The following is a 24,672-nucleotide window of genomic DNA, read 5'->3' as shown; positions in this document are numbered from 1 at the left end:
GAAATCATGAGTAATAAATATATAGGTAAAGCCGTAAAACGTGTCGAAGATAAGCGTTTTATCACTGGAAAAGGCAAATATACCGATGATATGATTTTGCCAGGACAAACCTACGCATATATCATCCGAAGTCCTTATGCGCATGCTAAAGTTAACAATATCGATATTAGTCAGGCACTTGCCACTGAGGGGGTTGTGGCTGTGTTTACAGGCGATGATATTGCCAAATCTGGTATTAATGGAGTTCCTGCGGGATGGCAGGTGAATTTCAAAAATGGGGATATTATGAAAGAACCCCCACACCCCTTATTAGTTGGTACAGGAAGTACCGTAAAACACGTAGGTGATGCTGTGGCGGTAGTTATTGCAGAATCAAAAGAGATTGCCGTAGATGCAGCAGAGCTAGTTGAGATAGATTATGAAGTTTTCGAGGCTGTAGTCAATCCTGCCGACGCCGTAAAAGAGGGCGCTCCGCTGGTACATGAGTCTGCTCCAAATAACATTGCCTTTGATTGGGAAATAGGTAATCCCAAAGCAGAAGTTGATGAGGCTATCGCCAATTCTCATCATGTAACTACTTTAGAGTTTGTAAATCAGCGAATGGTGCCAAATCCTATCGAACCACGTTCGGCGATTGGGTATTATGAAGCTTCGTCAGATAGATATACCCTTTATACCAGTACACAAAACCCTCATCTGATTCGTCTGTTAATGTGTGCATTTGTACTTGGCATTCCCGAACATAAAGTTCGTGTGGTGGGGCCAGATGTAGGTGGTGGATTTGGGTCAAAAATCTTTCACTATACCGAAGAAGCCCTGGTTACATGGTGTTCAAAACAGATTGAAAGGCCTGTAAAATGGACTTCAGAACGTTCAGAGGCATTTATTACAGATGCTCACGGACGTGACCACGTAACTCACGCAGAAATGGGTTTTGACAAAGATGGCAATGTAACTGCGCTTCGCATCAAGACCTACGCCAACCTAGGTGCGTATCTTTCGACCTTTGCACCTGCTGTTCCAACCTATCTGCACGGAACTCTTTTACAAGGTTTATACACCACGCCAAAAATACATTTGGATATGACTTGCGCCTTTACGCATACCAATGCAGTGGATGCTTATCGTGGTGCAGGTCGCCCAGAGGCAACTTACCTCTTGGAGCGTCTCATGGATTTAGCCGCACACGAAATGGGCGTTGATCCTGTTGAACTACGTTTAAAAAACTTTATTCCTCCTTTTGATGGTGTAAATCAACCTGGCTATCAAACGCAAGTGGCTTTACAATATGACTCAGGTAATTACCATGAAGTACTGAGAAGAGGTGTAGCCATGCTTGGCTATGAGGAATTTAGAAAAGCACAAAGTGAAGCTGCTAAGTCGAATAAGTTGTTAGGTGTTGGTTTTTCAACCTATATCGAAGCTTGTGGTATTGCACCATCGGCGGTGGTAGGAGCTTTGGGAGCTAGGGCTGGTCTTTATGAGGTCGGACAAGTACGCGTACAACCAACAGGCAAAGTAAGTGTATATACGGGTGCGCACTCGCACGGACAGGGACACGAGACCACCTTTGCCCAAGTGGTGGCTGATAAACTAGGTATCCCTTTAGAAGACGTAGAAATCCATCATGGCGATACTGAAACGGTAGCTTTTGGTATGGGTACCTATGGCTCACGTTCGTTGGCTGTTGGGGGTAGTGCTATTGTAAAAAGTTTGGAAAAAATCATTGAAAAAGGAGCAAAAATAGCCGCTCACAAACTCGAAGCAAATGCTGATGACCTTACGTTTGCAGATGGAAAATACACGGTAAATGGAACAGATAAATCCGTTGCTTTCGGAGATATAGCGCTAACGGCGTATGTTCCTCATAATTATCCGGCAGGTTTAGAGCCAGGATTAGACTTTTCGAGTTTTTATGATCCTGCCAATTTTACCTATCCTTATGGCTGTCATATTGCTGTGGTAGAAGTGGATAAAGAAACAGGAAAAGTGAGTCTGAAACGCTTTATTGCAGTTGATGATGTCGGAAATGTTATTAATCCGATGATTGTAGATGGGCAAATTCACGGTGGTTTGGCGCAAGGTATTGGGCAGGCGCTGCTAGAAGGTGCTTTATATGACGAAAATGGTCAGTTAATCAATGGTTCCTATATGGATTATTGTATGCCTAGAGCCGACGATTTGCCGATGTTTGAGCTTGACCGTACCGAAACACCTTGTCCACACAATCCACTTGGAGTAAAGGGTGCTGGTGAAGCGGGATGTATTGGCTCAACACCAGCGGTTGTTAATGCTGTTCTGGACGCGCTCTGGAGCGGTGGTTTTGGTCATGTTAAAGACATTTTGATGCCAACAACACCAGAAAGAGTATGGCGCGCCATGAATAGTTAAAGCAATTTTATTTCATAGAAAAAAGATTTTCTAGAAAAAACCATCAAAATTTTACCAAAATGATACCTCATTCATTCGATTATAAACGAGCTTCTTCGGTAGAAGAAGCTATCGAAATATTACAGAGTGGAGGCTATGCCAAGGTTCTCGGTGGAGGACATAGCCTAGTTCCAGCCTTAAAATTACGTCTCAATGCCCCAGATACTTTGGTAGATATCACTCGTATAGCGTCATTAAAGGGTATTGCGATTGAGGATGGTACCCTCGTGATTGGTGCTGCCACTACACATCATGAAATAGCTACTTCCCCAGAGGTACAACAGACCCTTTCTTTTTTGGCAGAGGGTGCTGGTGCTATTGGAGATGTTCAAGTTCGCAATAAAGGGACTATCGGGGGCAGTATTGCTCACGCTGACCCATCGGCTGATTGGCCAGCTTTGTTGTTAGCAGCAGATGCTCAGATTGTTATCCAAGGAGTAGATGGAGGCCGTACTGTTTCAGCGCAAGATTTCTTTACAGGATTTTTCTCTACTGTGCTCGACGAGTTTGATATTATCACTCAAATCAGGATTCCGATTCCCCCAGCAGGTACCAAATCGACTTATCAAAAATTCGTTCAACCTGCTTCTCGTTTTGCGATTGTTGGATGTGCTGCCGTAAAAGAGCCTTCAGGAACTACCAGAGTAGCTTTTGCAGGGGTATCTGATTTTGCCTTTCGGGATGAAACTGTCGAAAGTGCCTCAAGCGCTGGGGCATCAGCAGAGGAGGCCGCTTCCAAAGCCGCCGAAGGAGTAAGTATTATGGCAGACCACTATGCCTCGGAAGATTATCGTAAGCATTTAGCCAAGGTTTATGCCAGAAGAGCATTAGTGGAAGTTAGTTAAACAGGCACAGAGGAGCAAAGGCACAAAGTGATAGGAATTTAGGATAGCGGAGTTTATTAATGATTATTACCGTTTCCCTAATTTCAGCAATTCATTCTGTGCCTTTGTTAATTAACCTCAACTTTAAAATTATGACAGAAGTTACGCTAGAATCCATAAGAGGTTTGTTGTTTGAAAAAGGATATATTACCGACCAATCAATTGAAATGGCGCTTTTCCTATCACTCAAACTTCAGAAACCTTTACTCATTGAAGGTCCGGCAGGAGTAGGGAAAACAGAAATTGCCAAGGTCATGACTCAGATTCTAGAAACTGAGTTGATACGTTTACAATGTTATGAAGGTTTGGACGCTTCCCAAGCGCTATATGAGTGGAATTACCAACGTCAATTATTGCATTTAAAAGCATCTGAAGAAACTGGTGTAAGTGTCGAGGAAAAAGAAAAAGGGCTTTTTGATGAAAAGTTTTTACTAAAACGACCCTTACTAAAGGCAATTCAATCATTAAAAAAATGTGTGCTTTTAATTGATGAAATCGACCGAGCTGACGAAGAATTTGAAAGCTTTTTGTTGGAGATATTATCCGATTGGCAAATTACTATTCCCGAAATTGGAACTATTAAAGCATCTTCAATTCCGCAAGTGATTGTAACGGGCAATCGTGTTCGAGAACTTTCGGAAGCCTTACGACGACGTTGCTTGTATTTGTGGATTGACTATCCTGATTTTGAAAAAGAATTACTTATTGTCAGAAATCGACTACCTAATATAGATGCAAAGCTAGCAGAACAAATCTGTCGATTTATGCAAGTGTTGCGAGCACAAAAACTCGAAAAAACGCCAGGAATTGCCGAAACCTTAGACTGGGCAACTGCCTTGGTAACTTTGCACTTCTCGGCATTAGACAAAAATATCATCGAATCTACGCTGGGAGTAATTCTAAAAGACTGGAAAGATATCCGCGCGGTGCAATTATCCCTTAGTGAATTGCTAGACAAAACAGGGGTTCAATCAAAAGTGGATACTCTCTGACAAGAAACACTTCTTTTTATTTAAGAATACCTGTTAATGGTATTTTTGAGAAAATCTTTTCATCTGCTATATAGGAACGAAAGTTTGGGAGTAAGTAAGAACTACTTTCCCTAAACGGCTAAAAGAGTGCCAAAGGTGCAACAGGCTTTAGTAGTATTGAGCTCATTTTGCACCTTCGGCCTAAAAAATTTATGCTTAAAACTTTTAAGTAATCGTACAAAATTAGATTTGAGCTATAAGCGTTAGGCAAAAGGTTGTGCTTGACTGAAAACTTAAACTTAATTTTTGAGCTTACAGCTTTCAGCTTTGCGCGTTTGACAAAACATATCTATTTGTCTCTAAAAAAAAACAACACTCTTTGCCTCGTACCTAAAATACCTAACTCAAATCCTATTTTACTCGCTGTTTTTAGCCCAAAATCTTGAGGTTAGGTCTTTTCGCTGGCTATAAATTCCCAACAAAACCAAGGATAATGCCATCATCCAAAACTCTGGTTCACTCATTCTATTCATATCTTGCGAAATATCCAAATTGGTGTTCGCATTCATCACCTCATGTTGTTTTCTTTTCAACACCGCTTTTTGAGCCTCATTCTCGAGTGCAATAAATGTATTCATTTCTGTCAGAATGTTGCTTTCAAAACTATTCTTTAAGAAATTTCTCCAAAATTGCTCTTTTAACTCAGGATGTAGAAGCAATTGCTGTTGTTGCCCCAGTAGCCATATCCCAGACTGCCAATTTTCCTTTTTAAACTGTAAAGGCTCTTGCAACAAATTAGTCTTAAAAATAAGACTAGCATTAAAATCATTCTGTAAAAAATACTTTCTACCTTCCGTTAACCAAACTTTGACCTTTTTACCAGTTACAATCGAATCTAAATTTGCGACTATTCCGTTAAATGGCTTATCAAAAACATACTTTTTTAGTATATTATGCTCGTCCAAATAAAAGTATCCTGCCTCCTCAGGAAAAGCAAAAGACCAAGCAGATAAGTGCTCTTGAGTGAAAATTTTACCGCTCGTAGAATCAGACAGCACCAAGATTATAGGATAGAAATTGGATTGATTTTGGCTCTCCTGATAGCCAATTTGCTCAATCGCCCTTTGTAGAAAAAAACCACTGCCATTTTTATTTTCGCTCAACTCATCCGTCCAATTCTTCTTATAATCTACAGTTTTAACGTATGCATCAGTAAGGCTAATTTTGGCGTTGATGAAAAGGGATGGATATTTATTTTCCAGATTTTTCAACTGAATCTTATACCTTTCTAATGAATTTAGGTTCGATACATCAATCACAAAATGGAAGTATGGTTTTCGAGAAAACTCAGGTAATTTTGCTTTTTCTTTACTCGGTATATAGGTATAAAAGTTACTGTTTTCAATAAATCCGGCCTTATCTTGAGTACCCAAATTAGCTACTTTATCTCCTATTTTTAGCTGAAAAGGCTCTTTATGAACTACCTGAAAACCAGTAGTGCGCAATTCATTGGCAACAAATGGATAAACCCTTAGTTCAATTTTATTAAAATTAGAATAGTACAAAATCCCTGGGTCTCTTGTCTTACTGGTATTTACAATATTTTGATATACCCATTTCGCGGTTTTTTTCTCAGCCAAAATCCCCATTTCTCTCCTACCTCCCATATCGAGATAATAATTAGTGATGAAAACGCCAGTTGGTAACGAAAATTCTCCATGATATTCAGTCGCTGCAATTTTCCCATTTTTCAAAGATAAATGTACCCATGATTTCCATACCTTATTGACTTCATCGTACACACTCTCCGATTTCAAGTCTTGAAGTGCAACATTTGATTTCAATGCTGCGCTGTCTAAAGAGTAGATGGGAGCGCCGAGGAAGATTTGCTCTAACTCATTTAACTTCCTATTCGACAAACTCAAATTGTCCATGACTAACCAAGAAAAGTAAGAGTCAATATAGGGTATCCATTGAAAATTGGAGGCTCGGACTCTCTTAGTCTTCCTGAAATAGGAAATGAGTTTTTTGATATTTGAATTTGAAATGTTTGGTTGCTGTTCATAACTAGGCGAGTACACATAATCAAGCGTTTGGTGTAAATCGTGTCGAATGAATTGGAAATGAATAGTAATAATTGCAGGTATCAACAAAAATGAAACTAATCCACTCATTATCAAATCATAAGGCTTGAAATACAGTTTAAGCGACATGTAATCTGAATATAACACAGAAGCATGTATGAAAAATAAAGCAATTGGTGTCAGCATTAAGACCCCAAACACAACTGTGAATAGCAATAAAAACGATAGCGGTGTATAGGGAAGAAATACCACAAAAAAGTAGGTTGTATAGCTAAACGTGCAAGACCTCATCAACCAAATAATAAGATTAATCCGCTGATTTGTGTAGCGAGGCAAACAAACGATTATTCCATTTATCAGGGCTAAAATAAAGAACCAAAAATTTGTAAAATCTCCTAACAAGCCTCCAAAAGTCATTATAGTGGCATATAGACTTAGGCCAAGAATAGGAAATATCAGCGCAAAAATCAGCTTCCATATCAGTGGAGATATTCTTTTGACCAAACCTTTATCAAAAATCAGAATGTAAAGAGCTCGTAATGCAAAATAATAGAAGCTCATCATTATAGTCACGAAGATAATCCAGAGGAATATTTCAAGATAATCGCCCAAATGAACAGGGTGATATACCGACCCAATCATGAAAAAGAAAAAATAAAAACCAATTGGAATTGCGAAGGAATATCCCAGATTTTTGAGAAAACTTACCTTAGTCACATCAGGTGTATTAACTAAAATTAATACCATTAGTGCATACATGATACTCGGCATCAAGAAGGTATAAATGTAAATGAATTTATTGCCATCAAACATCCATGCAGGCACATTTGCAGGAACAATTTCATCAGAATAGTTCGTATAAAAAATTAGACTGAGCAAATGTAGAGACAGGGTACACAGGGCATACGACAAAGAAACATTCTTTTTCAAAAAAAGCTGGAAAACAGCATAAATACTTTGTATTAGAAGCAGAGTTAGTAGAACTCCAAAAACTAGATTCCAAAATACCAAGGTTTTAGAGGACAAAAGCGAGTGAATGGTTTTCCATTCGATTAGCAAAAGATATAGTAGAACTGAAATAGGCAGGGTGCCAGTGAGTAGAACCCAATACGGTTTAAGAAGATTTTTCATTTGCTTGTTTGATTTTGAATAGGTATTGAATGAATAAATACGTAAAAATTAAAAAGAGTAGATTGGTAAATACACCGATTCCCTGATGTATTATTTCATGCGAAGGAATCCATAAATGGGGAAGTTTTCTGGAAAATACTAAAGAGAAATATATTCTCGTAAAATTGCTAAAAATGCTTAAAAAATAGGAAAGTAGGAAGGCGATAATCCAAACCAAAAAATTGGAACTATTCAATTTATTAAGCAAAATTAAATAGGATAACATACTATATGAAATTAATAGCATATTGTATCCCGAACAGGACTTTTCAATGCAAATCCCGAGCTTTGGAAAGATATATCCAAGAGAATCAACCCAATACATTTCTGTATTAGTAACTGAAGAAATCCAAATAGCAACAGGTTTGACAAGCCAGAGAAGTTGCGCAACGTTAGCATATTTGTAGAAAAACTTGGCGCAAACAAAAAGTGCCCCCAGCACAAACAAGGTAGAATATTTACTTTTCACGAACTATTTACTTTAAAAGTAGAAATTTAGTGTAGCGAAGATAGAGAAGCATTACCAAAATAAAAATAATAGTTTGTGAAATATGACAAGAGCGTAAAGTTTTTAAGCAAAACTGCTCACGCTCTTGTCAAAAATTAGCGTATTATTTCATCCAAACCTCCAAAAGACCTCCGTTTAACAATGCTTGATGTGTTATTTCAATGCCAGAAAAAGGTTTTCCATTCAATTTCATTTTATCAATCATTGGATGGCTGTCGGATTGATTGTATGTTTTTATGGTAAAAAATTTACCCGAAGCTGTTTGGATTTTAACTTCCTCAAACATTGGGCTTCCAAGCGTATAAGTAGGTTTTCCGGGACAAACTGGATAGAAGCCCATCATGCTAAAAACTAGCCAAGATGACATCTGACCACCATCTTCGTTTCCGCTCATACCACCTGGACTAGTATCATACTCCTCTCGAATAATTTTGCGTAGCCATTTTTGAGTCTTATCCGCCTGACCAGCATAAGGATACAAATAGGCAATTTGATTATTCGGCTCGTTGCCATGCCAATAATATCCTTGCTCAAAAAGGGTATCCAATTTTTGCACAAATCGCTCTTTACCACCTACTTGCGTTATAAGACCTTGAATATCCTGAGGCACATAAAAAGTATATTGAGCAGGCGAACCTTCAGTAATAAAGCTTGAACGTTGGGCAAAAGGGTCAAACTTGGTAATCCAAGAACCATCAGCATATCTTCCTCGAGCCCAACCTGTTTGAGGATCAATCACATTTTTGTAGTTTTGGGCTCGTTTTGCTAGTATTTCTGCATCAGCCTTTTTACCTAATTTTTCTGCAACTTTACCCAAAACAAAATCATCATAGGCATATTCGAGGGTGCGCGACACCTGTTCTCGCTTATGAAATGCCTGCCAAACTGAATCTTCGAGAGGAATATAATTGTACTTGAGATAGCTTTCCAATGCTCTTCGACCTTGTCCTTGCTCATAACTTTTGGCGTCAAGATTGGGTTCAAAGGCATTTTTACGCATGAAACGATACCCTTTTTCGATATCAAAACCTTTGATTCCTTTGATATATGCATCCCCAATCGCAGAGATTGCATGGTCGCCAATCATGGCCGCCGTGTAATGATTCCAACAAGGAAATATCGGGAGCCATCCGCCCTGCTCAGCCTTGACTATCAACGATTGCATCATATCTGCAGTACGTTTTGGTTCTAAAATCGTATGAAGTGGATGAACCGCACGGTAGGTATCCCAAAGATTATAGTCTTCATAATAGGTAAATCCCTTTGCGGTTTCTATTGTTTTACCCCCCGCAAATTGTGGGTATTTCCCATCCACATCCGAAAAAACTCTTGGCGTCAATTTGGCATGATAGAGCGCCGAATAAAATAAGGTTTTATCATTTTCAGAACCCTTCACTTGGACTTTACCGAGGGCATTGTTCCATTGATTTGCAGCACTTTGTCTTACCAAATCAAAATTCCAATGTGAAATTTCTAACTTCAAATTTTTTCGTGCACCTTCAATACTTGTGAACGAGGTACCAATACGAATATTTACCTCTTTTGAAGCAAATTTGACGTAAGCACCTACATTTTCGCCTACGGTTTTTCCTTGGGATATTGGCTGTTTTGGTGTTAAAACGTTTTTTAACCATGTCCCAAAATCTGTAATATCAGTATCAAATTGAATCACAAAATACCCACTAAAACCCGCTGGCTGACCCGAACCCTGATAAATTCTATGCACAGGATTGTAACCAATAATTTCCCTTTTTTCTGGAAAAACCTGAACAAACCCAACACCTTCATCAGAATTTGGCTCTATTATCAAATAATTTTCTTGTTTATTGGGGTATTTTATTTTAAAAAACCCACTACGACAAAGTGCGGTCATAGCTACACTAATGCCTGAATTTTCGAGGTCAACTTGGTATAAATCAGGGCGAACGATTTCGGTTTTTCTTGAATAACTCTCAGCTCTTTTGTAAGGATTGATTTCTATGCCTCCAACCTGAGGCATTAAGGTCATCGAACCGTAGTCTTGAACACAACTTCCGTTCATCCAATGAGTTGCGCGAAAGCCTTGAATCTTTCCATCGTTAAAATAATAAGGCGGAATACATTTCTGTTCAGTTGCCCTCGTTTGTGGCGTCCAAGTGGTTAGTCCTTGTGGAACACCAATCATTGGCACGATTTGTCCACGCAGTTCAGAACCCGCCTCACTATGTTTTTGAGCAGATGGTGTGGTACTTGGCGCCGAACCAATCAAAGCATTTACGTAGTCAAGCGGTTTTTTCTGTGCGAAAAGGGAGGTTGATAATAATATGAGGGATAGTATTTTTTTCACAATAGAATTAAATTAGTAGAGACGTCGCATGCAACGTCTCCAAAGGGTTTAAGGGAATAATGTTTCTATTCGTAAGCCTGCTCAATTTTTGAGTAATATTTATCAAACAGTTTTTTGGCTACTTGATTAGGGTTTCCTTTTGGCGTCGCTATAAAATCTTTGTGTGAAGTCACCCAAGACCATTCCCATTGTTTGATTTCCTTTTCGAAAGCCTCATGCTGATATTTCTCTCCTTTTTGTTGGGCTGAGGTCAAAGCATTGAAGAATTTTTCCCAACGAACTTTATAAAAATCTTTCAATAAACCATTCCATTGGCGGTTTGAATACTCATGTAAAGGCGAATTAGCGTCACCCCAAAGCGTAATTAAATCTCTGGCATTCTGCTCATACAAATCCTTTTCGGCTAGAGTAAAACCGCAGGCTCTTGCTTCCTTGATCCATTTACCTAGCAAAAAGTCCTGACGAGTACCCAAGAGTTCATCCAAATCATCTATCAAAGTCAAATATTCTTTGGTATACTTTTGGAAACTTACCCAGTCATTTTTACGATAAGCAGTTACCCATTTTTTCTGTAAAGGCAAAGCATAGTTGGCCAGTACTTGTCTCGAAATATCGACTAAATCATACTGAAAACCCTCTTTTGAGCCGTTTGCCTTAATAGATTTAATCATTAAATCCCAAGCAGGTAGTAAATCTTTTGGTGCATAATTTAATTTAGTTCTAGTCCAAACTGTTGTGGAATCGAAAGTTGGTCTACCCGTCAAAATAGATTCAGCACCATCACGAATGGTTGTACCATTATAAACCGTTTTCTTCAAAATTTGCCAGACCTCACGGTTTTCTGGGGTTACTTTTCCATAACGATTTCGGATGTAACCATCCAACCATTTATCTAAATCTAAAGGCGAACTATCCCAAGCATGACGCATAGTTAGGGCATACAGCACAGGGTTTTGTTCTATTGCTTCCATTGTTAAGCCCAATCCTTGTAAATTTCCTTTGTTGGGGTCATTCAGTGCTTGGATAGGGCCGTTGGCAACGCCTTCAATCCTTCCGAAAAGATTTACATTTCCTCCAAAATTATGCAACATATTCCATACCCAAGGCTTACCGTAATAGGCTTGAGTGCGTTTCCAAACAGGCTCTATCTCAGTTGCCAAATCCAAAAGAAGCATCTTATCGTTCGGAACGGCTTCTAAGAGCGCTTTTACCTGAGGCTCTTTCCAGAATTTTCTGTCTGAATAAAATAACCAAGCCTGCATTACCCAAACTGCTTTGGGGTCGGCTTGTTGCATACCTTCATAAACCTTTGCACTGAGTTTTGACAAAAATGCTGGTTCATCCGACGGTGGTTCATTTTCGTTGAACGTATCGGCTGAGTAAAAATGGTCTGTGCCAAACATTTTGGTTTGTTTTTCCAAGAATTTTTTACCCAACTCAGCAAAAAGTGGGTCTTCTGCATCCAGAATGTAGGTATCTGCGAAACCGTTTGTCCAGTTGGTGGCTTTGAGCTTTGCCTTCGGAAAATGCTTTTTGAAAGCCTCGGGCACGTGTCCAGTAAAGGCTGGCAACACGGGTTTCATACCAAGCGCGCGTTCTCGTTGAATGATTTTTTTCTGAAGTTCGTGATGACTTTTCATCCAACTCAAAGGCAGTGGACCACCCCAACCGTCGAGGTTCCCCATCCAAAACCACGAAAAATACGCAGGGCCAGAGAAGAAGCCCTTTAAATCTTCGTCGCTAAAGCCCATTTCTTTGTAGACTTCATACCAAGTATATTCCTCACCCGTAATCGCCAGTGGCATATTTATACCATGAAGTGCCATCCAGTCAATTTCTTTCTCCCAGCGTTTCCAGTCCCACCAAGACATACTGTAGTTGAAGGTGCAATAGTTGAGGTAGTATCTGTAAAGAAATTCAGAATTCTTTTTTATGGGAGATTTGAGTGTAGGTAAAACCTTTGGTAAAGCCAAGTTTGAGCCATTCCAAGTGATTTGACAATGACAAAACTCGTTCAAATAGTAATTAAATGCCGAAGCAATACTTACCCCAGTACTTCCCTTGAGGATAATTTTACCATTTTTTGAACTGATTTCAAAAACGTCTTTTCCATTTTCTTGTGGCAAATATCCTACCTCAAAGGCATTAGCTCTGCTAGGAATGATTCTTTTGATTAGCGCTTTGGATTCACCTAAATCGATTTGAGCCGATAAACGAATCATACAAAGCAAACTTATCAACAACGTAAGAGTTACTTTTTTCATGTTTTGTTAATTCAAATTGGGTAAGTAAAACGTTATTAGTCAATCGTATATTCGTAATTCGATGGTACCAAAATCAAACGAGTTATGGTAAATTTCACTTCGGATATACTGTTTATTTAACCTTTGCTACTATTTATGGGAATAGTAGGTATAAGTGCTGAATGATAAAATAGTATTGTACAAAAGTTATATATTATCATTGAATTAGAATTGATATAGTGGAAACCTTGCAGTTACCACACTCTAAGTAATCGTGCAGAATTATATTTAAGTTTTGTGTTTTAGGGACAAGGCACAGAGTGTTAAAATGTTTTTAACGACCACGGATATGGATTTTTGCCATAGCCCATCACCAAAAGCCGATACCTGAAAGCTTAATTCACTATCTTAAACTTTATTTTGCGTACTAACTTAAGGAAAGAGAGGTTGTTAGTTAACATTAAATTAGTTATTATAACACAATCATAATCAAAAGATTATCCTCAACTTTTACTTTTGAGATACAATTAATTTAATCTTTTCTGCTATTTAATAGCAACCGCAAGGGTTGCTGCTACCCTTCAAAAAACTATAAATGGGAACTTTTTTGAACAAAACTCACCTTTCGCACAATCCAGATACACGATTCACTGCACACAATTAAGCATGAGTACTTTTGACCTATATTTTCAGGAATAATTTATTTCGATATAAAAAATACAAACCTGCTAATTGCAATAAGAGTACGCCAGTAGCAATACCAAAGTTTTGCGCTTCGATGGAGGCATTTTGTAAAAATCCATCTAAAAAATAATGCGAAGTTGACTCAAAATTGATGATATTATGTACGGCCAAATAAATAGTGATAGAGTTTGTACCAATCCAGACAAATGGCTTTACTATTGATTTATAGCCTAAGATATCTACAAACCAGTAGAAAAAAGTAAACAATATAATACTAATCCCTCCAGTAATAAGGACAAAAGAAGAAGTCCAGACGATTTTGTTGATGGGGAAAAAAACAGACCATACCTCGGCCAGCAAAACAAGTCCAAGTCCAATCAAGACTAAGGCACCTAAAAGTCGGTTAGTAGTCAATTTTAAAGGATTTTTCAACAAAAATCTTGCGGTAAAAGCGCCCATTAAAGCGTTACAAATAGCAGGAATTGTCGACAAAATCCCCTCAGGATCATATACTTTGCGGTGTAATTTTCCTGGCAAAAACAAACGGTCGAAGTAAGCAGTGACGTTGCCTTCCTTCGTAAAATTGAAAACCCCAAATTCGGGAACTGGGTAAAATCTTACCAGCAAAAAATAGCCTAGCAAAATCCCCACAAAAGCTAACACTTGGGTACGAACAGAAGTATACAATACTAAGATACCAGCTCCTAAGCATGCCAAGGCGATGCGAGCAAGTACACTGGCAATGCGTGTGTTTTCATAACCTTGCCATTTAAAAAATCCATTGACAACCACACCCAGAACAATCAAAATAACCGTCCGCTTGAGTAAATGACCCAATATTTTGGATTGAGGCTTGGGATGAGAAAGTTCGGTTAGTCTTTGAATCTGACTTTCAAAGCTCAAAGGCATAGAAAAACCCGCAATAAAAATGAACAGGGGAAAAATACAATCGTAAAACGTTAATCCATTCCAATCACTGTGATGTAATTGTGAAGACATCCAAAGGGCTGGAGGCCAATTTGAGTAGCTTGCCCAAGTATGGATAAAAGCCTCACCTCCAATAATCCAAAACATATCAAATCCACGAAGGGCATCTAAAGAATCTAGTCGTTTTTTCAACATAAATAAGCGTTCTTAATGTGCTTTATTACTTTAAGTTAAAACCAAAAAACTCGAAAAACTACTCAACTATACCCCCAATTACACACATTGCCAAAGTTTTTGGCTTTGGCAATGTGTAAGCTGAATTAGAGGGCAAAATAAGATTTAAGTTTTTTATTTTAGTGACAAGGCAACAGGCACAAGGCAAAGAGTGTTAAAACGTTTTTGGTAACGATAGATATGTTTTTGCCGAATGCCCATACCTGAAAGCCGAAAGTTCAAAAAAATAAATTCTATTTTGCACTATTACTTAATAGCCCGGATTTTGAGTGAGCAATCTATTCACTTGCAAGGCATTCGTAGGAATAGGGAATAAACGTTTACGAACATCCGTATCTGTTTTGACGCCCCATTTATCCTCAAATTTTCCAAAACGAATCATATCATTGCGGTGCCAAGTTTCCCATGTAAACTCACGAGCACGCTCCTCGTACAAAGTTTGTAAAGTCACCGAAGTCCAAGCTGGAGAAGTGGTACGTTTTGAGCGTAGTTCATTCACCAAACTCAAAGCAGTTTGCCCATTAGTAGCTGTTCCACCTCTAAGGATAGCCTCCGCTTTCATCAACAATACATCGGCATATCTGAAAATAGGCACATCATTATTTTGGTTACGAGTAGCCGAAGTAGAGTCGCAGTAGAATTTATTATTTCTATAACCCATATTCCAAGCTTTTTCATCATTTCCTAAGTCAAAACTAGCAGGATTTTTAATGATAACATTTGGCGTGATATCCACTTGATAAGAAAGTGCCGCCGAGGCATCAGCGCCAGTATAGTCTTCATCAAAACCTTTCTTTGTTGTGTTTACCATTACAGGATTTCCTCTATGGTCGAATTGTTTACCAGTAATCCATTGCTGATTTCTTAGGTCTTTCGAGTCGTTGAAATATGCGTAAAACTCAGGTAAAGTACTACAAGCCGCACTTGGCGTAAATGGAAGACTAAATTTGGCTCTCAAAGATCTCGGCAAAGAATATCGTGCATAGAACATATAACCATTTGGCGCCGAGGCATCATACGGAATCGCATAAATAAACTCTTTAATCTGTGGACCATTATTGATGAAAAACATTTTTCGGTAATCAGACTCCAAAGCAAATTTTCCTGAGCTTATGATTTTGTCACAAGCAGCGATAGCGTCATTCCAACGAGCGGTTCCAGTATAAACCTCTGCATTTAGGTACATTTTGGCTAGAATCGCATAGGCGGTAAATTTAGTTGGGCGACCATACGTTTCTTGTCCTACAGTTTCGCTCAAACTTGGGATACTTTCATTGAGTTCCTTTTCGATAAACTTAAATACCTCTGCGCGTGGGGTGGTTCTGGCGGTTGTTGTATCGCCAAATTGTGTGTTGATTGGTATATTCCCCCACAAATCCATCATCATAAAATAGCACATCGCACGCATCGTTCTCAATTCTGAAATTGAGGTCTTTTTTGCGTCAGACTCTGCGGCTTTTGATATCAAGAAAATATTTTGATTACTAATCGAAATAGTCGAAGTTAACCAGTTCCATGTTCCTTGAACGTGTGCATTGTCACGATTCCAAGTATGTTTATGGTGTTGTTCATATCTACCACCATCATACCAGTTACCGCCTCTAGCAGGTAAAATGGCCTCATCGGTACTCAGAGATTGTAGGAACCAATACTCTACGGCAAAACTCTGACGAAAACTATTGTAGGTAGGACCCGCTGCTTGAACAAATTGGGCAGTAGTTTGTGGAAACACATCAGGGGTCAACTGAGTGGTAACTGGTACATCCAAATCATGGCAGGAATAGAGCCCGATTGCACCAAAAAATAACAAAAATATATTTAAAAATCTTTTCATGGTTTTCAATATTTGAATTAAACCTAAAACTTTGATTATGAACATTTTCAAGAAAAAACTTCCTTATTTAATCTTTAAAAAGAGGCATTAACACCAATGAGGAATGTTCTTGTTTTAGGATAAAAATTATTCGCATCTACACCAGGTGCCAAACCACCTTGATTAATTTCTGGATCGATTCCTTTATACCCAGTAATCACAAAAAGGTTATTAACTGAGCCATACACTCTTACTCTTTTGAAGTTTTTACCCAAATCTTTGAAAGTATAAGCGAGGGTAGCGTTGTCTAATCTCAAATAAGAACCGTCTTCAATAAATCTTGATGAATAACGATAAGAGTTGAAATCGGCTGCCGATTCGCCAGCTACTTCTACTGGGATATTGGTAAATCGAGCGGTACTTGGTCTAAACAAATCTGCACGGGTCACATTCATGATTTTATTTCCAATCACTGAACGGAAGAATACATTCAAATCAAAATTCTTGTAGGTAAATGAGTTAGTCCAGCCTATTAACAATTTTGGTTGAGCGTTTCCTAACATACGATAATCTTTACCGATTTCTGGGCGAGTAGTCAACTCTCCATTGGCTTTATAGTATTGCGAAACTCCATTGGCATTTTTCCCTGCATATTCATAAGTATAGAATTGGCCGATAGGCATTCCCGCTACAATAACTTGTACCGTTTCGCCTGTTTGGCCACCACCGTCTGGTTGTACAATTTTAACGGAGTCTGTTTTCAATGTTGAGTTTGAAAGGCTTTCAATTTTGTTACGGTTATGAGCCAAGTTCAAGGTAGTATTCCATGAGAAATTTTGTGTTCTCACTGCAGCTACATTTACTGTTAACTCTGCACCCTTGTTGCTCATTTTACCAACGTTGGCAGTCAACGAACCATTAGGATACAAAACTGTACTTACAGGATAAGTCCAAATCAAATCAGAGGTAGTTTTGTCATATACTTCCAAGCTACCACTTACTTTTCCTTTTGCTATGGCAAAATCAACTCCAATATTGGATGTGGCTGTTTTTTCCCAGCCTAAATCTGGATTTTCGTTTTGTAATGCACCAATCGCCGATTGCTGTGTTCCGTTGTAATAGAATGTACCTACATTACCATAAATCAACTTAGTGGTATATGGGCTAAAGCCTAAGGAGTTACCTGTTACCCCGTAACTAACACGAAGCTTGAGTTCATCAAAAATCTTTTGATTTTCCATAAATGACTCATTGTCGACGCGCCAAGCCAAACCAACTGAAGGGAAATAACCCCAACGTTTGTTTGTTCCAAAAACAGAAGAACCATCACGACGAACTGAAGCTTGTAATAAATATTTGTTTTTGAAATTATAATTCAAACGAGCAAAATCAGAAATCAAACGCACCTGCTGATAGTTGTCTCCTCCATAGTTTACACGGAAAGAAGGGATAGCATACGGGTTACCCATTCCAAGATTGTTGTAACTCACTGCATCTACCGGGAAATTGGTACTTGTGGCCTGGAAACCGTCACCATTGATACTTTCTTGCCATGAATAACCCAAAACAGCATTAATTGAGTGATCTCCAAATTGTCTGTCCCAAGTCAAATAGGTTTCTAATAGGTTCTGACGATTCTCATAAGCGTTACGCGTAGCAAAACCGTTAGTTCCTACCAAGGTAATAAAAGATGGGTTGCCTGGAGGTTCAGGAGTACTACGAATGTTATTATAATATTGCGTATAATAACTGTTGTAATACGCACCATAGTTCGTTGAAAAGCTTTGGTAAGACAATTTCAAATCGTAAGTAAGACCAAACGGCAACTTTACTTGAGTGAAGAAAGTACCTACCAAACTTTTGTATTTCAATTTCTCGGTACCGTTTTCAATCAAAGAAACAGGGTTGAAATAGCTACTTTTGTTGAAGTTATCAAACCACGAACCATCAGGGTTTTTGATTGGTGAAGTTGGCAAATAGGTCAACATTTGGGCAAGAACGGTATTTCTATAAGGTACCCAATCCGCATCACTCATTGAATTTGTCACTGATAAACCAAATTTCAATTTATCATTCATCGCCTTTTGTTCAATCGACAAACGAGCAACCACACGGCTCAAGCCAGATGATTTGACAATCCCCTGTTGATTAAAATAGTTAATGCTGGCATTATAAATGGTATTTTCGGTACCTCCACCAAAAGAAAGGTTATGGTTTTGAGAAAACGCTTCGCTACGTTGTACTGCATCCTGCCAGTTGGTATTAGCGCCTTTGTCATCATCGGCCGTCAAAGATTGTCCATTGGCAGCAAGAAAGGATTTCAACTGATTGGCATCCATCATTTCATATTTGTTCGACACTTTATCGATAGCCATGTAAGCGCCATACGAAACCTGCATTTGTCCTTTATTGGCGCGTTTGGTAGTTACCATAATTACGCCGTTAGAAGCACGGTTTCCATAAATAGCAGTTGCGGCTGCATCCTTCAAAACGTCCATCGTTGCGATATCATCAGGGGCAATCAAGGAGATATCGGCACCAGGGACACCATCAATCACAAACAAAGGAGACTGCGCTCCATCGCGAAGCGTAGAAGCTCCACGCAAAATAATCGCTGCAGCACGGTTAGGGTCGCCACTACGGGTAATGTTCAAACCTGGGACTTTACCTTGAAGTAATTGTCCGACATCAGAAATCGCCCCTTTGTTAAGGTCTTCGGGCTTAATGGTAGTTACCGCAGAAACTAAGTTTTTACGTGATTGTGTACCATAACCTACCACAACTACCTCATCCAAATTTTGGTTTTCTGGCTGTAAAGAGAGCATAATTTTACTTCTTCCAGCTACGCTAACCTCTTGTTTTTTATATCCAACAAAAGAAAAAATCAACACTGCATTGTTATCTGGCACTGCAATCTTAAAATTACCAGATGCATCTGAGGTTGTTCCTCGTGAACTACCCTTTACCAACACCGATACCCCAGTCAATGGCTGACCTTTTTCGTCAGTTACTTGTCCTGATACGTTTATATCGGCGTTTACTACGTTTGGGCTTTCTTTGGGGCTCGAAGTTGTAGGGATAGCCTCCTCTTCTTTTTTACTTAGTACAATTCTATTACCCACTACCTCATAAGAAATATTGAGAGGCGTTAAAAATTCTCTAAGAATAGTCGACAAACGGTTATTTTCGAAAGAAAGATTGACCTTTCTTTCTGATTGAATCAAATTTGGGCTGTAAATAAATTTTACATCTGCAAGTCTTTCGATTTGCATTAAAGCTTTTTTAACAGTGATTGTTTCTGGTTTTAAAGAAATACTTTTGTTGAGTACCTCTTGAGAAAAAGCATCGTTTGCTAGGGTAATCCCGCAAAATACAAACGACAGCAATAGCTGGGTCAATGTGATTCGCATTGCTTCGGAGAGAATCTTTTTAAATAGTACGTTTTTTTTCATAATTTTAATTGTTTTTAACTGTAACTGGATAAAAACATCCCCTGACACCCATTGCAGTGGGTACTCGAATTGCAGTTCGAGAAGGAAATGCTACCTACGGTGTTAGCGCATCGTAGGTTTTTTTTATTTACAGCCTGAGCCGTAAAGAAAAATAACGGTACCTCGCTGCTCATATTCAGCATTTACAGCTTTACAAACGAGGTTTAATTGAGTATGAAGCGGTAAATCATTGATGTCTCCCGTAAAAACACAATGCTCAAAAGCATCGCTTTCGACCTCAAAATCAATCATGTAGCTATCTTTGAGGCGTTGCAGCACCTGCGAAAGCTGGGCATCTTCGAAAATGAGTTGGGTTGGTCGAACGGGAGGTACTACCACTACAGGCTCCTCTACCAGACTTGGTATAATTTTTTTAGAATCTTTTTCAAAAACAACTTTTTGATTGGGTGTCAAAATCACACCATTCTTTTTTATATCTCCTGTCTTAGTTCGCTCATAAACAGACACTTTACCTGTTCGAACCAAAACCTCAATAGCTTTAGAATTTTCGTATGATTTAATCGTAAAACTAGTCCCAAGCACCTCGGTAACAAGCTCTCCAGTATGTACTACAAAAGGTTTTGCTGGATTTCTTTTTATTGAAAAAAACGCTTCACCTTTGAGGTATACTGTTCTAGTTTTTTGTCCAAAATGTTCAGGATATGAAATCGTAGAATTAGGATTTAACTGAACTTCGCTCCCATCTTCAAGTGTTAATTTCTGAACTTTATTGGAATGGTTCGTAAGGTCAATTACCCCCCAATTGCTTGTGGGAATCGATTCTCGAATCAAATGTTCGGGGCTATCCTGCCAATAATACCATTTTAAGGCAAAGCCAATTACTAAGACGATACTCGCCGCCATTGCCCACAATTTCCATCGAAAAGGCTTTATACCGATTGTATGTTGGATTTTTTCCCATAATTGTTTTTCCAGTTGTTCTTGTTCGCTCACACTCAATGGCGATGCAACACTAGAAAGCATATTTTCAGACCATTGCTCCACGAAAGCAATCTCCTCGGGGCTGCACTCCCCGTTCAGATATTTTTCGAGTAATTGGTCAAATTCAAATTGATTCATATTCGTAAATTGCTAATTAAATTATCACACTAGGTGTTTCATAGTTGATAAGATATTGATTAATGAAAGGCTTTGAGATTTTCTCGCAAGTACTTGAGAGATTTGGTTATGTGGTATTCTACAGCCTTCTCAGACAGGTTTAGTTTGACTGCTATGTCCTTTACTGACTGGTTTTCGAAACGACTCATTCTGAAAACCTCACAGGTTTTTTCAGGGAGTTTCTTCATTGCTTCCTCCACGGCTTCGGAAAGCTCCGAAAAATGTACTACCTCCTCGGTTGAATGAGATTGTCTCAACTCACTAAAAATGAGATATTCTTGATATTTTCTATTCGTAATGAGGGATTTGATATAATTGGTACTTAGGTGTTTGATGGATACAACGAGATAAGCACTCAACATCCTAATATTGAGCTGATGACGACGATTCCAGAGACTCTCGAAAAGGTCGTGGACTAGTTCTTCGGCCTCTTCTCTTGTACCTATTTCGTGATAGGCAACACCAAAAAGTTTGTACCAATAACGATGATATACCTCCTCAAAGGCGTATTTATTATCCTCCATGATTAGCACAACCAACTGCTCATCCGTTAACTTTTGATATTTCATAAATTCGATTCAGGGTATATTGCTGTATAGTCAAACAACCAGACAAAATCCCTAATTGATTTTAAATATTCTTTAAAAAATACTATTTTATTTTTAATGAAGTTTAGAAAAAAAGGCTAGTTATTTACAATGAGGGTGTAATTTAATGAGGGATAAGAAAGATTTGAAGGGAATTTGTGTAAAGATAAAACACGAAAGGTATATTTAAACTATTTTAAAAAATCTTTAAAAAATACAGTTATTATTTTGGGTAAAAATTAATAAAAATCGCCATAAAGCAAGAAAGCAATTACTCAAAATTAGGTATATACTACTTGTTTTAGGCACAAAGCAAAGCTTGTAAGAATTATTTTAAAACCCACAGATATGCATTTGTCAAAAGCCTATGGCCGAACGCATATCTATTATTACTAAAATAATCTAAAACTCTTTGCCTTGTGCCTGTTGCCTTGTGCCTCTTGCCTTTTGCTAACGCCTTCAATACGAAACTTAAACTATATATTCAGCTGTTTAGCATATTTTTGAGCCTTGATGGCCAGTTCTGTTGCCAAAAAACAATGCTCTTGGGACATCGCAGTTTCTGTACGATTAATTACATCATCTACCAACAAACGACCATAAGGTAAATCCACATCGTTGCAATCAATATGAATGGTTTCTTTTTGATTAACCAAAAACAAGTGATTGGCGCCTTCCTTTCCTGCTATATCGATATTTTTACGGATTTCGATAAATCCTTCCGTACCCAAAATAGTCAAGCGACCGTCGCCCCAAGTCTTTAAACCATCAGGCGAAAACCAGTCTACACGGATATACCCTATACCTTTGTCACCGCGCATCATTACATCTCCAAAATCCTCAAAATTTGGATACTGAGGATGGTTTACATTTCCTACCTGTGAGGTGACAATTTCTGCCTTAGTAGAGCCAGTAAAAAACAAAAATTGGTCAAATTGATGGGAGGCAATATCGCATAAAATCCCACCAAATTGTTCTTTATTGAAAAACCAATTGGGACGAGAAGGGATATTGATGCGGTGTGGCCCCATTCCTATCGTTTGAATTACGCGTCCAATTGCACCAGCCTTTACCAACTCCCCTGCTTTGACGGTTGCCTTATTTTCGAGACGTTCACTAAACAGAATTGAATAAATACGTTTGGTTTCCTTTTGTACTTTCCGAACTTCAGCCAACTGCTCAAGTGTGGTGATACCAGGCTTGTCAGACATAAAATCCTTACCAGATTTCATCACACGAATACCTAGCGGAGCGCGCTCATTGGCAATGGCTGAACTCAATACCAAATGAATCGTTTTATCATTCAGAATTTCATCTTCCGAACCTGCTTGCTTGGCATTGGGGTAACGTTTGGCAAAAGCAGCCAACAAGTCGGCCTCTTTTGCATAAAAAGCCACTAATTGACCACCTCCACGAATTACAGCCTCTACCTGACCATAGATATGACCGTGGTTCATTCCAATTACGGCAAATTTGATTCTGGGTTCGGCAAAAGAAGGAAGATTATGCTGAGTGGAGGCAGCAGTACCAGCCTGATTAGCCAGAACAATTCCTGCGGCTGTACCAAAGGTATTTCTGATAAATTGTCGTCTATTATTTTGCATTTTTTGAAATAATTAGGGGAGTTTATGACCAAAGTTATTTTGATTTCTGAGCAAGTTTCAAGGCTTCGGTGGTGGTATAATATTTTGCCAACATGTTGGGCACCTCCCACACGGGCAACTTACCATCTTTCAGATACTGAATATAGCGTTGTGCCACCAAACCAAAGTGTGCTTCATGACCATCCTTGTATTTATCTGGAACGATAACATCCCAACCCTTATCAGTTTTTTGGACTCCTATTCCTGGAAATTTGAGCGCTATTTTTGCCACAGTGGCCTTTAGCTTTTGCTCGAAGTCTGCTGAATACTTTGCAGGCTCTATAGATAAAACAGGTTGATATTTTTGTTCTGCACCTTGACGAATCACTAAATTAGCCTTTGTACCACGCATAATCGAAAAATGGGTATCGCCTCCACCTTCTGGAGCTTTGTAGGCCCAAATTACGGAAGCCTTTGCGTGTACACCTTTTATGGTATAATTTATTTCTCCATTAGAATACACCTTTAATACCTCCCCTGTGATATCTTTTTTCAAATAATCGGGAAATTGTTCGAGCTGGGTGATATCCTTAAATTGTGAAAGCGACATATCGGTCGACCAACGTTTTGCGGAGGTAAGTTTGATATCTTTTTTATAGTCGATGATTTGTTCAGGAAAACATTCCCATTGAATCAAATCTACCAAATGCGTATTTACATCTACTATACCTTCTCCCTGCTGCGCCACATCCATGAACCAAGCTGGTCGTGTGAGTACACTGCCAGAAACATATTTCCAAAAATGATGAACACTTTCTTTGGTTACGGCAGGATTGTCGGGCGTACCTTTTTGAAGCTTACCAAAAATTGAAGCATCCATCGAAAACTCTCTTTGGAGCATGGTTGTAATCTCGGAGCGCTCGGTCATGATATCATACAAAAGAACCCCATTTTTCTTGGCCGCTTCAAAAGCTTCTTTCAACATATCAAAGTTTTGTGGGTCGATTACCATTGGTTTATCTGCCAGCACATTAAAACCCGCCTCAATCGCTTTTTTGATATACTCCGTTTTCTTTTTATTGTTTCCTGCCATCACCACTACATTACCTGACTTTTCTTCTACCATTTTTTCAAAAAAATTTGGTGAAGTGTAAAGTATTTCTTTCCAAGCCGTAGGATTCTGTGCACGAGAATTATAGCCATTGATACGAGCCAGGTGCATATCCAGATCTTTGCCTTGTGGAGCATATACTTTTACTTCAGGATTAACATTAGGAAACATATTTTTTTGTACCAAAGCCGCATGAAAATGCCCAGGGTCGAGCGTTATCAATTTGATTTGCTCAGTTTTTTGAGCAAAAGTTTGAGAAAATCCAGCCATCAAAAAAGCTGCAATACAATATCTTTTTTTCATTTCTAAAAATTTATATAAGTAGTAAAAAGAGTAAATTAACAGTACATCTGAGGAAAAATTCGACTACAACCTTTTGATTATAAATATCTTATAACAACCAATATACTGTTAAGCTAATTACTGGACAAAAAGAGAAAAGGTATTTAGAGTTTTTCAATGAATGTTTAAAAACAGTTTAAAACTGTTAAAAAAATGAGTCCAAGA

14 protein-coding genes are annotated in these 24,672 nt (G+C 38.6%); 3 read left to right on the top strand and 11 right to left on the bottom strand.

Translation table 11 applies throughout. The annotated features are described in order from the left end of the window. Window positions 1–6 precede the first annotated feature (6 nt). The 3 genes from ACOVQ4_RS14755 (at window position 7) to ACOVQ4_RS14745 (ending at window position 4,306) form a co-directional block, all read left to right on the top strand. Window positions 7–2,391 carry a xanthine dehydrogenase family protein molybdopterin-binding subunit gene (locus tag ACOVQ4_RS14755; RefSeq protein ID WP_421821392.1) on the top strand — a complete coding sequence of 795 codons (2,385 nt, stop codon included), beginning with the start codon at window positions 7–9 and terminating at the stop codon, window positions 2,389–2,391. A gap of 59 nt (window positions 2,392–2,450) precedes the next feature. Further along, a complete protein-coding gene (locus ACOVQ4_RS14750) occupies window positions 2,451–3,275 on the top strand; it encodes an FAD binding domain-containing protein (protein ID WP_421821391.1) in 825 nt (274 codons plus the stop codon). 131 nt (window positions 3,276–3,406) lie between these two features. Then, the gene (locus ACOVQ4_RS14745; RefSeq protein WP_421821390.1) at window positions 3,407–4,306 is read left to right on the top strand and encodes an AAA family ATPase; all 900 of its coding nucleotides are present in this window, start codon (window positions 3,407–3,409) and stop codon (window positions 4,304–4,306) included. A gap of 395 nt (window positions 4,307–4,701) precedes the next feature. Here ACOVQ4_RS14745 and ACOVQ4_RS14740 read toward each other — a convergent pair whose 3' ends face one another. The 11 genes from ACOVQ4_RS14740 to ACOVQ4_RS14690 all read right to left on the bottom strand — a co-directional run bounded on the left by ACOVQ4_RS14740 (window position 4,702) and on the right by ACOVQ4_RS14690 (window position 24,468). Continuing rightward, complete coding sequence (locus ACOVQ4_RS14740; protein ID WP_421821389.1) at window positions 4,702–7,500, bottom strand: MSEP-CTERM sorting domain-containing protein; 2,799 nt, start codon at window positions 7,498–7,500, stop codon at window positions 4,702–4,704. After that, window positions 7,484–7,981 (bottom strand): exosortase K, encoded by a 498-nt coding sequence (xrtK, locus tag ACOVQ4_RS14735; protein ID WP_421821400.1) that lies wholly within the window; start codon window positions 7,979–7,981, stop codon window positions 7,484–7,486. The genes ACOVQ4_RS14740 and xrtK overlap by 17 nt, the downstream gene beginning before the upstream one ends. Window positions 7,982–8,150: 169 nt before the next feature. Then, window positions 8,151–10,373, bottom strand: a complete 2,223-nt coding sequence (locus ACOVQ4_RS14730; protein WP_421821388.1) for a GH92 family glycosyl hydrolase — start codon at window positions 10,371–10,373, stop codon at window positions 8,151–8,153. A gap of 65 nt (window positions 10,374–10,438) precedes the next feature. Beyond that, the gene (locus ACOVQ4_RS14725) at window positions 10,439–12,637 is read right to left on the bottom strand and encodes an alpha-N-acetylglucosaminidase (protein WP_421821387.1); all 2,199 of its coding nucleotides are present in this window, start codon (window positions 12,635–12,637) and stop codon (window positions 10,439–10,441) included. A 660-nt stretch (window positions 12,638–13,297) separates the two neighbouring features. Then, window positions 13,298–14,422 carry an acyltransferase family protein gene (locus ACOVQ4_RS14720; RefSeq protein WP_421821386.1) on the bottom strand — a complete coding sequence of 375 codons (1,125 nt, stop codon included), beginning with the start codon at window positions 14,420–14,422 and terminating at the stop codon, window positions 13,298–13,300. 289 nt (window positions 14,423–14,711) lie between these two features. Continuing rightward, on the bottom strand, window positions 14,712–16,295 hold the full coding sequence (locus tag ACOVQ4_RS14715; RefSeq protein ID WP_421821385.1) for a RagB/SusD family nutrient uptake outer membrane protein: 1,584 nt from the start codon (window positions 16,293–16,295) through the stop codon (window positions 14,712–14,714). Window positions 16,296–16,369: 74 nt separating this feature from the next. Continuing rightward, the gene (locus ACOVQ4_RS14710; RefSeq protein ID WP_421821384.1) at window positions 16,370–19,726 is read right to left on the bottom strand and encodes a TonB-dependent receptor; all 3,357 of its coding nucleotides are present in this window, start codon (window positions 19,724–19,726) and stop codon (window positions 16,370–16,372) included. Window positions 19,727–19,849: 123 nt separating this feature from the next. Beyond that, window positions 19,850–20,845: a FecR family protein gene (locus tag ACOVQ4_RS14705; RefSeq protein WP_421821383.1), complete on the bottom strand. Its 996-nt coding sequence runs from the start codon at window positions 20,843–20,845 to the stop codon at window positions 19,850–19,852. Between the two features lie 59 nt (window positions 20,846–20,904). Next, window positions 20,905–21,453: an RNA polymerase sigma-70 factor gene (locus ACOVQ4_RS14700; protein WP_421821382.1), complete on the bottom strand. Its 549-nt coding sequence runs from the start codon at window positions 21,451–21,453 to the stop codon at window positions 20,905–20,907. A gap of 494 nt (window positions 21,454–21,947) precedes the next feature. Then, window positions 21,948–23,075: a Gfo/Idh/MocA family protein gene (locus tag ACOVQ4_RS14695; protein ID WP_421821381.1), complete on the bottom strand. Its 1,128-nt coding sequence runs from the start codon at window positions 23,073–23,075 to the stop codon at window positions 21,948–21,950. A 34-nt stretch (window positions 23,076–23,109) separates the two neighbouring features. Further along, window positions 23,110–24,468, bottom strand: a complete 1,359-nt coding sequence (locus ACOVQ4_RS14690) for a putative oxidoreductase C-terminal domain-containing protein (protein WP_421821380.1) — start codon at window positions 24,466–24,468, stop codon at window positions 23,110–23,112. Window positions 24,469–24,672: the final 204 nt, after the last annotated feature.

The organism is Flectobacillus sp., from assembly GCF_049240685.1.
In the GTDB taxonomy this organism is placed as follows: domain Bacteria; phylum Bacteroidota; class Bacteroidia; order Cytophagales; family Spirosomataceae; genus Flectobacillus.
The sequence above is the reverse complement of the archived record's forward strand: the minus strand, read 5'-3'. Positions and strand labels throughout refer to the sequence as shown.

What these genes read in the sequence shown, in the direction of transcription:
- ACOVQ4_RS14755 (WP_421821392.1), top strand. Translation starts at nt 7, where the DNA reads ATGAGTAATAAATATATAGGTAAAGCCGTAAAACGTGTCGAAGATAAG.
- ACOVQ4_RS14750 (WP_421821391.1), top strand. Translation starts at nt 2,451, where the DNA reads ATGATACCTCATTCATTCGATTATAAACGAGCTTCTTCGGTAGAAGAA.
- ACOVQ4_RS14745 (WP_421821390.1), top strand. Translation starts at nt 3,407, where the DNA reads ATGACAGAAGTTACGCTAGAATCCATAAGAGGTTTGTTGTTTGAAAAA.
- ACOVQ4_RS14740 (WP_421821389.1), bottom strand. Translation starts at nt 7,500, where the DNA reads ATGAAAAATCTTCTTAAACCGTATTGGGTTCTACTCACTGGCACCCTG.
- ACOVQ4_RS14725 (WP_421821387.1), bottom strand. Translation starts at nt 12,637, where the DNA reads ATGAAAAAAGTAACTCTTACGTTGTTGATAAGTTTGCTTTGTATGATT.
- ACOVQ4_RS14720 (WP_421821386.1), bottom strand. Translation starts at nt 14,422, where the DNA reads ATGTTGAAAAAACGACTAGATTCTTTAGATGCCCTTCGTGGATTTGAT.
- ACOVQ4_RS14715 (WP_421821385.1), bottom strand. Translation starts at nt 16,295, where the DNA reads ATGAAAAGATTTTTAAATATATTTTTGTTATTTTTTGGTGCAATCGGG.
- ACOVQ4_RS14710 (WP_421821384.1), bottom strand. Translation starts at nt 19,726, where the DNA reads ATGAAAAAAAACGTACTATTTAAAAAGATTCTCTCCGAAGCAATGCGA.
- ACOVQ4_RS14705 (WP_421821383.1), bottom strand. Translation starts at nt 20,845, where the DNA reads ATGAATCAATTTGAATTTGACCAATTACTCGAAAAATATCTGAACGGG.
- ACOVQ4_RS14700 (WP_421821382.1), bottom strand. Translation starts at nt 21,453, where the DNA reads ATGAAATATCAAAAGTTAACGGATGAGCAGTTGGTTGTGCTAATCATG.
- ACOVQ4_RS14695 (WP_421821381.1), bottom strand. Translation starts at nt 23,075, where the DNA reads ATGCAAAATAATAGACGACAATTTATCAGAAATACCTTTGGTACAGCC.
- ACOVQ4_RS14690 (WP_421821380.1), bottom strand. Translation starts at nt 24,468, where the DNA reads ATGAAAAAAAGATATTGTATTGCAGCTTTTTTGATGGCTGGATTTTCT.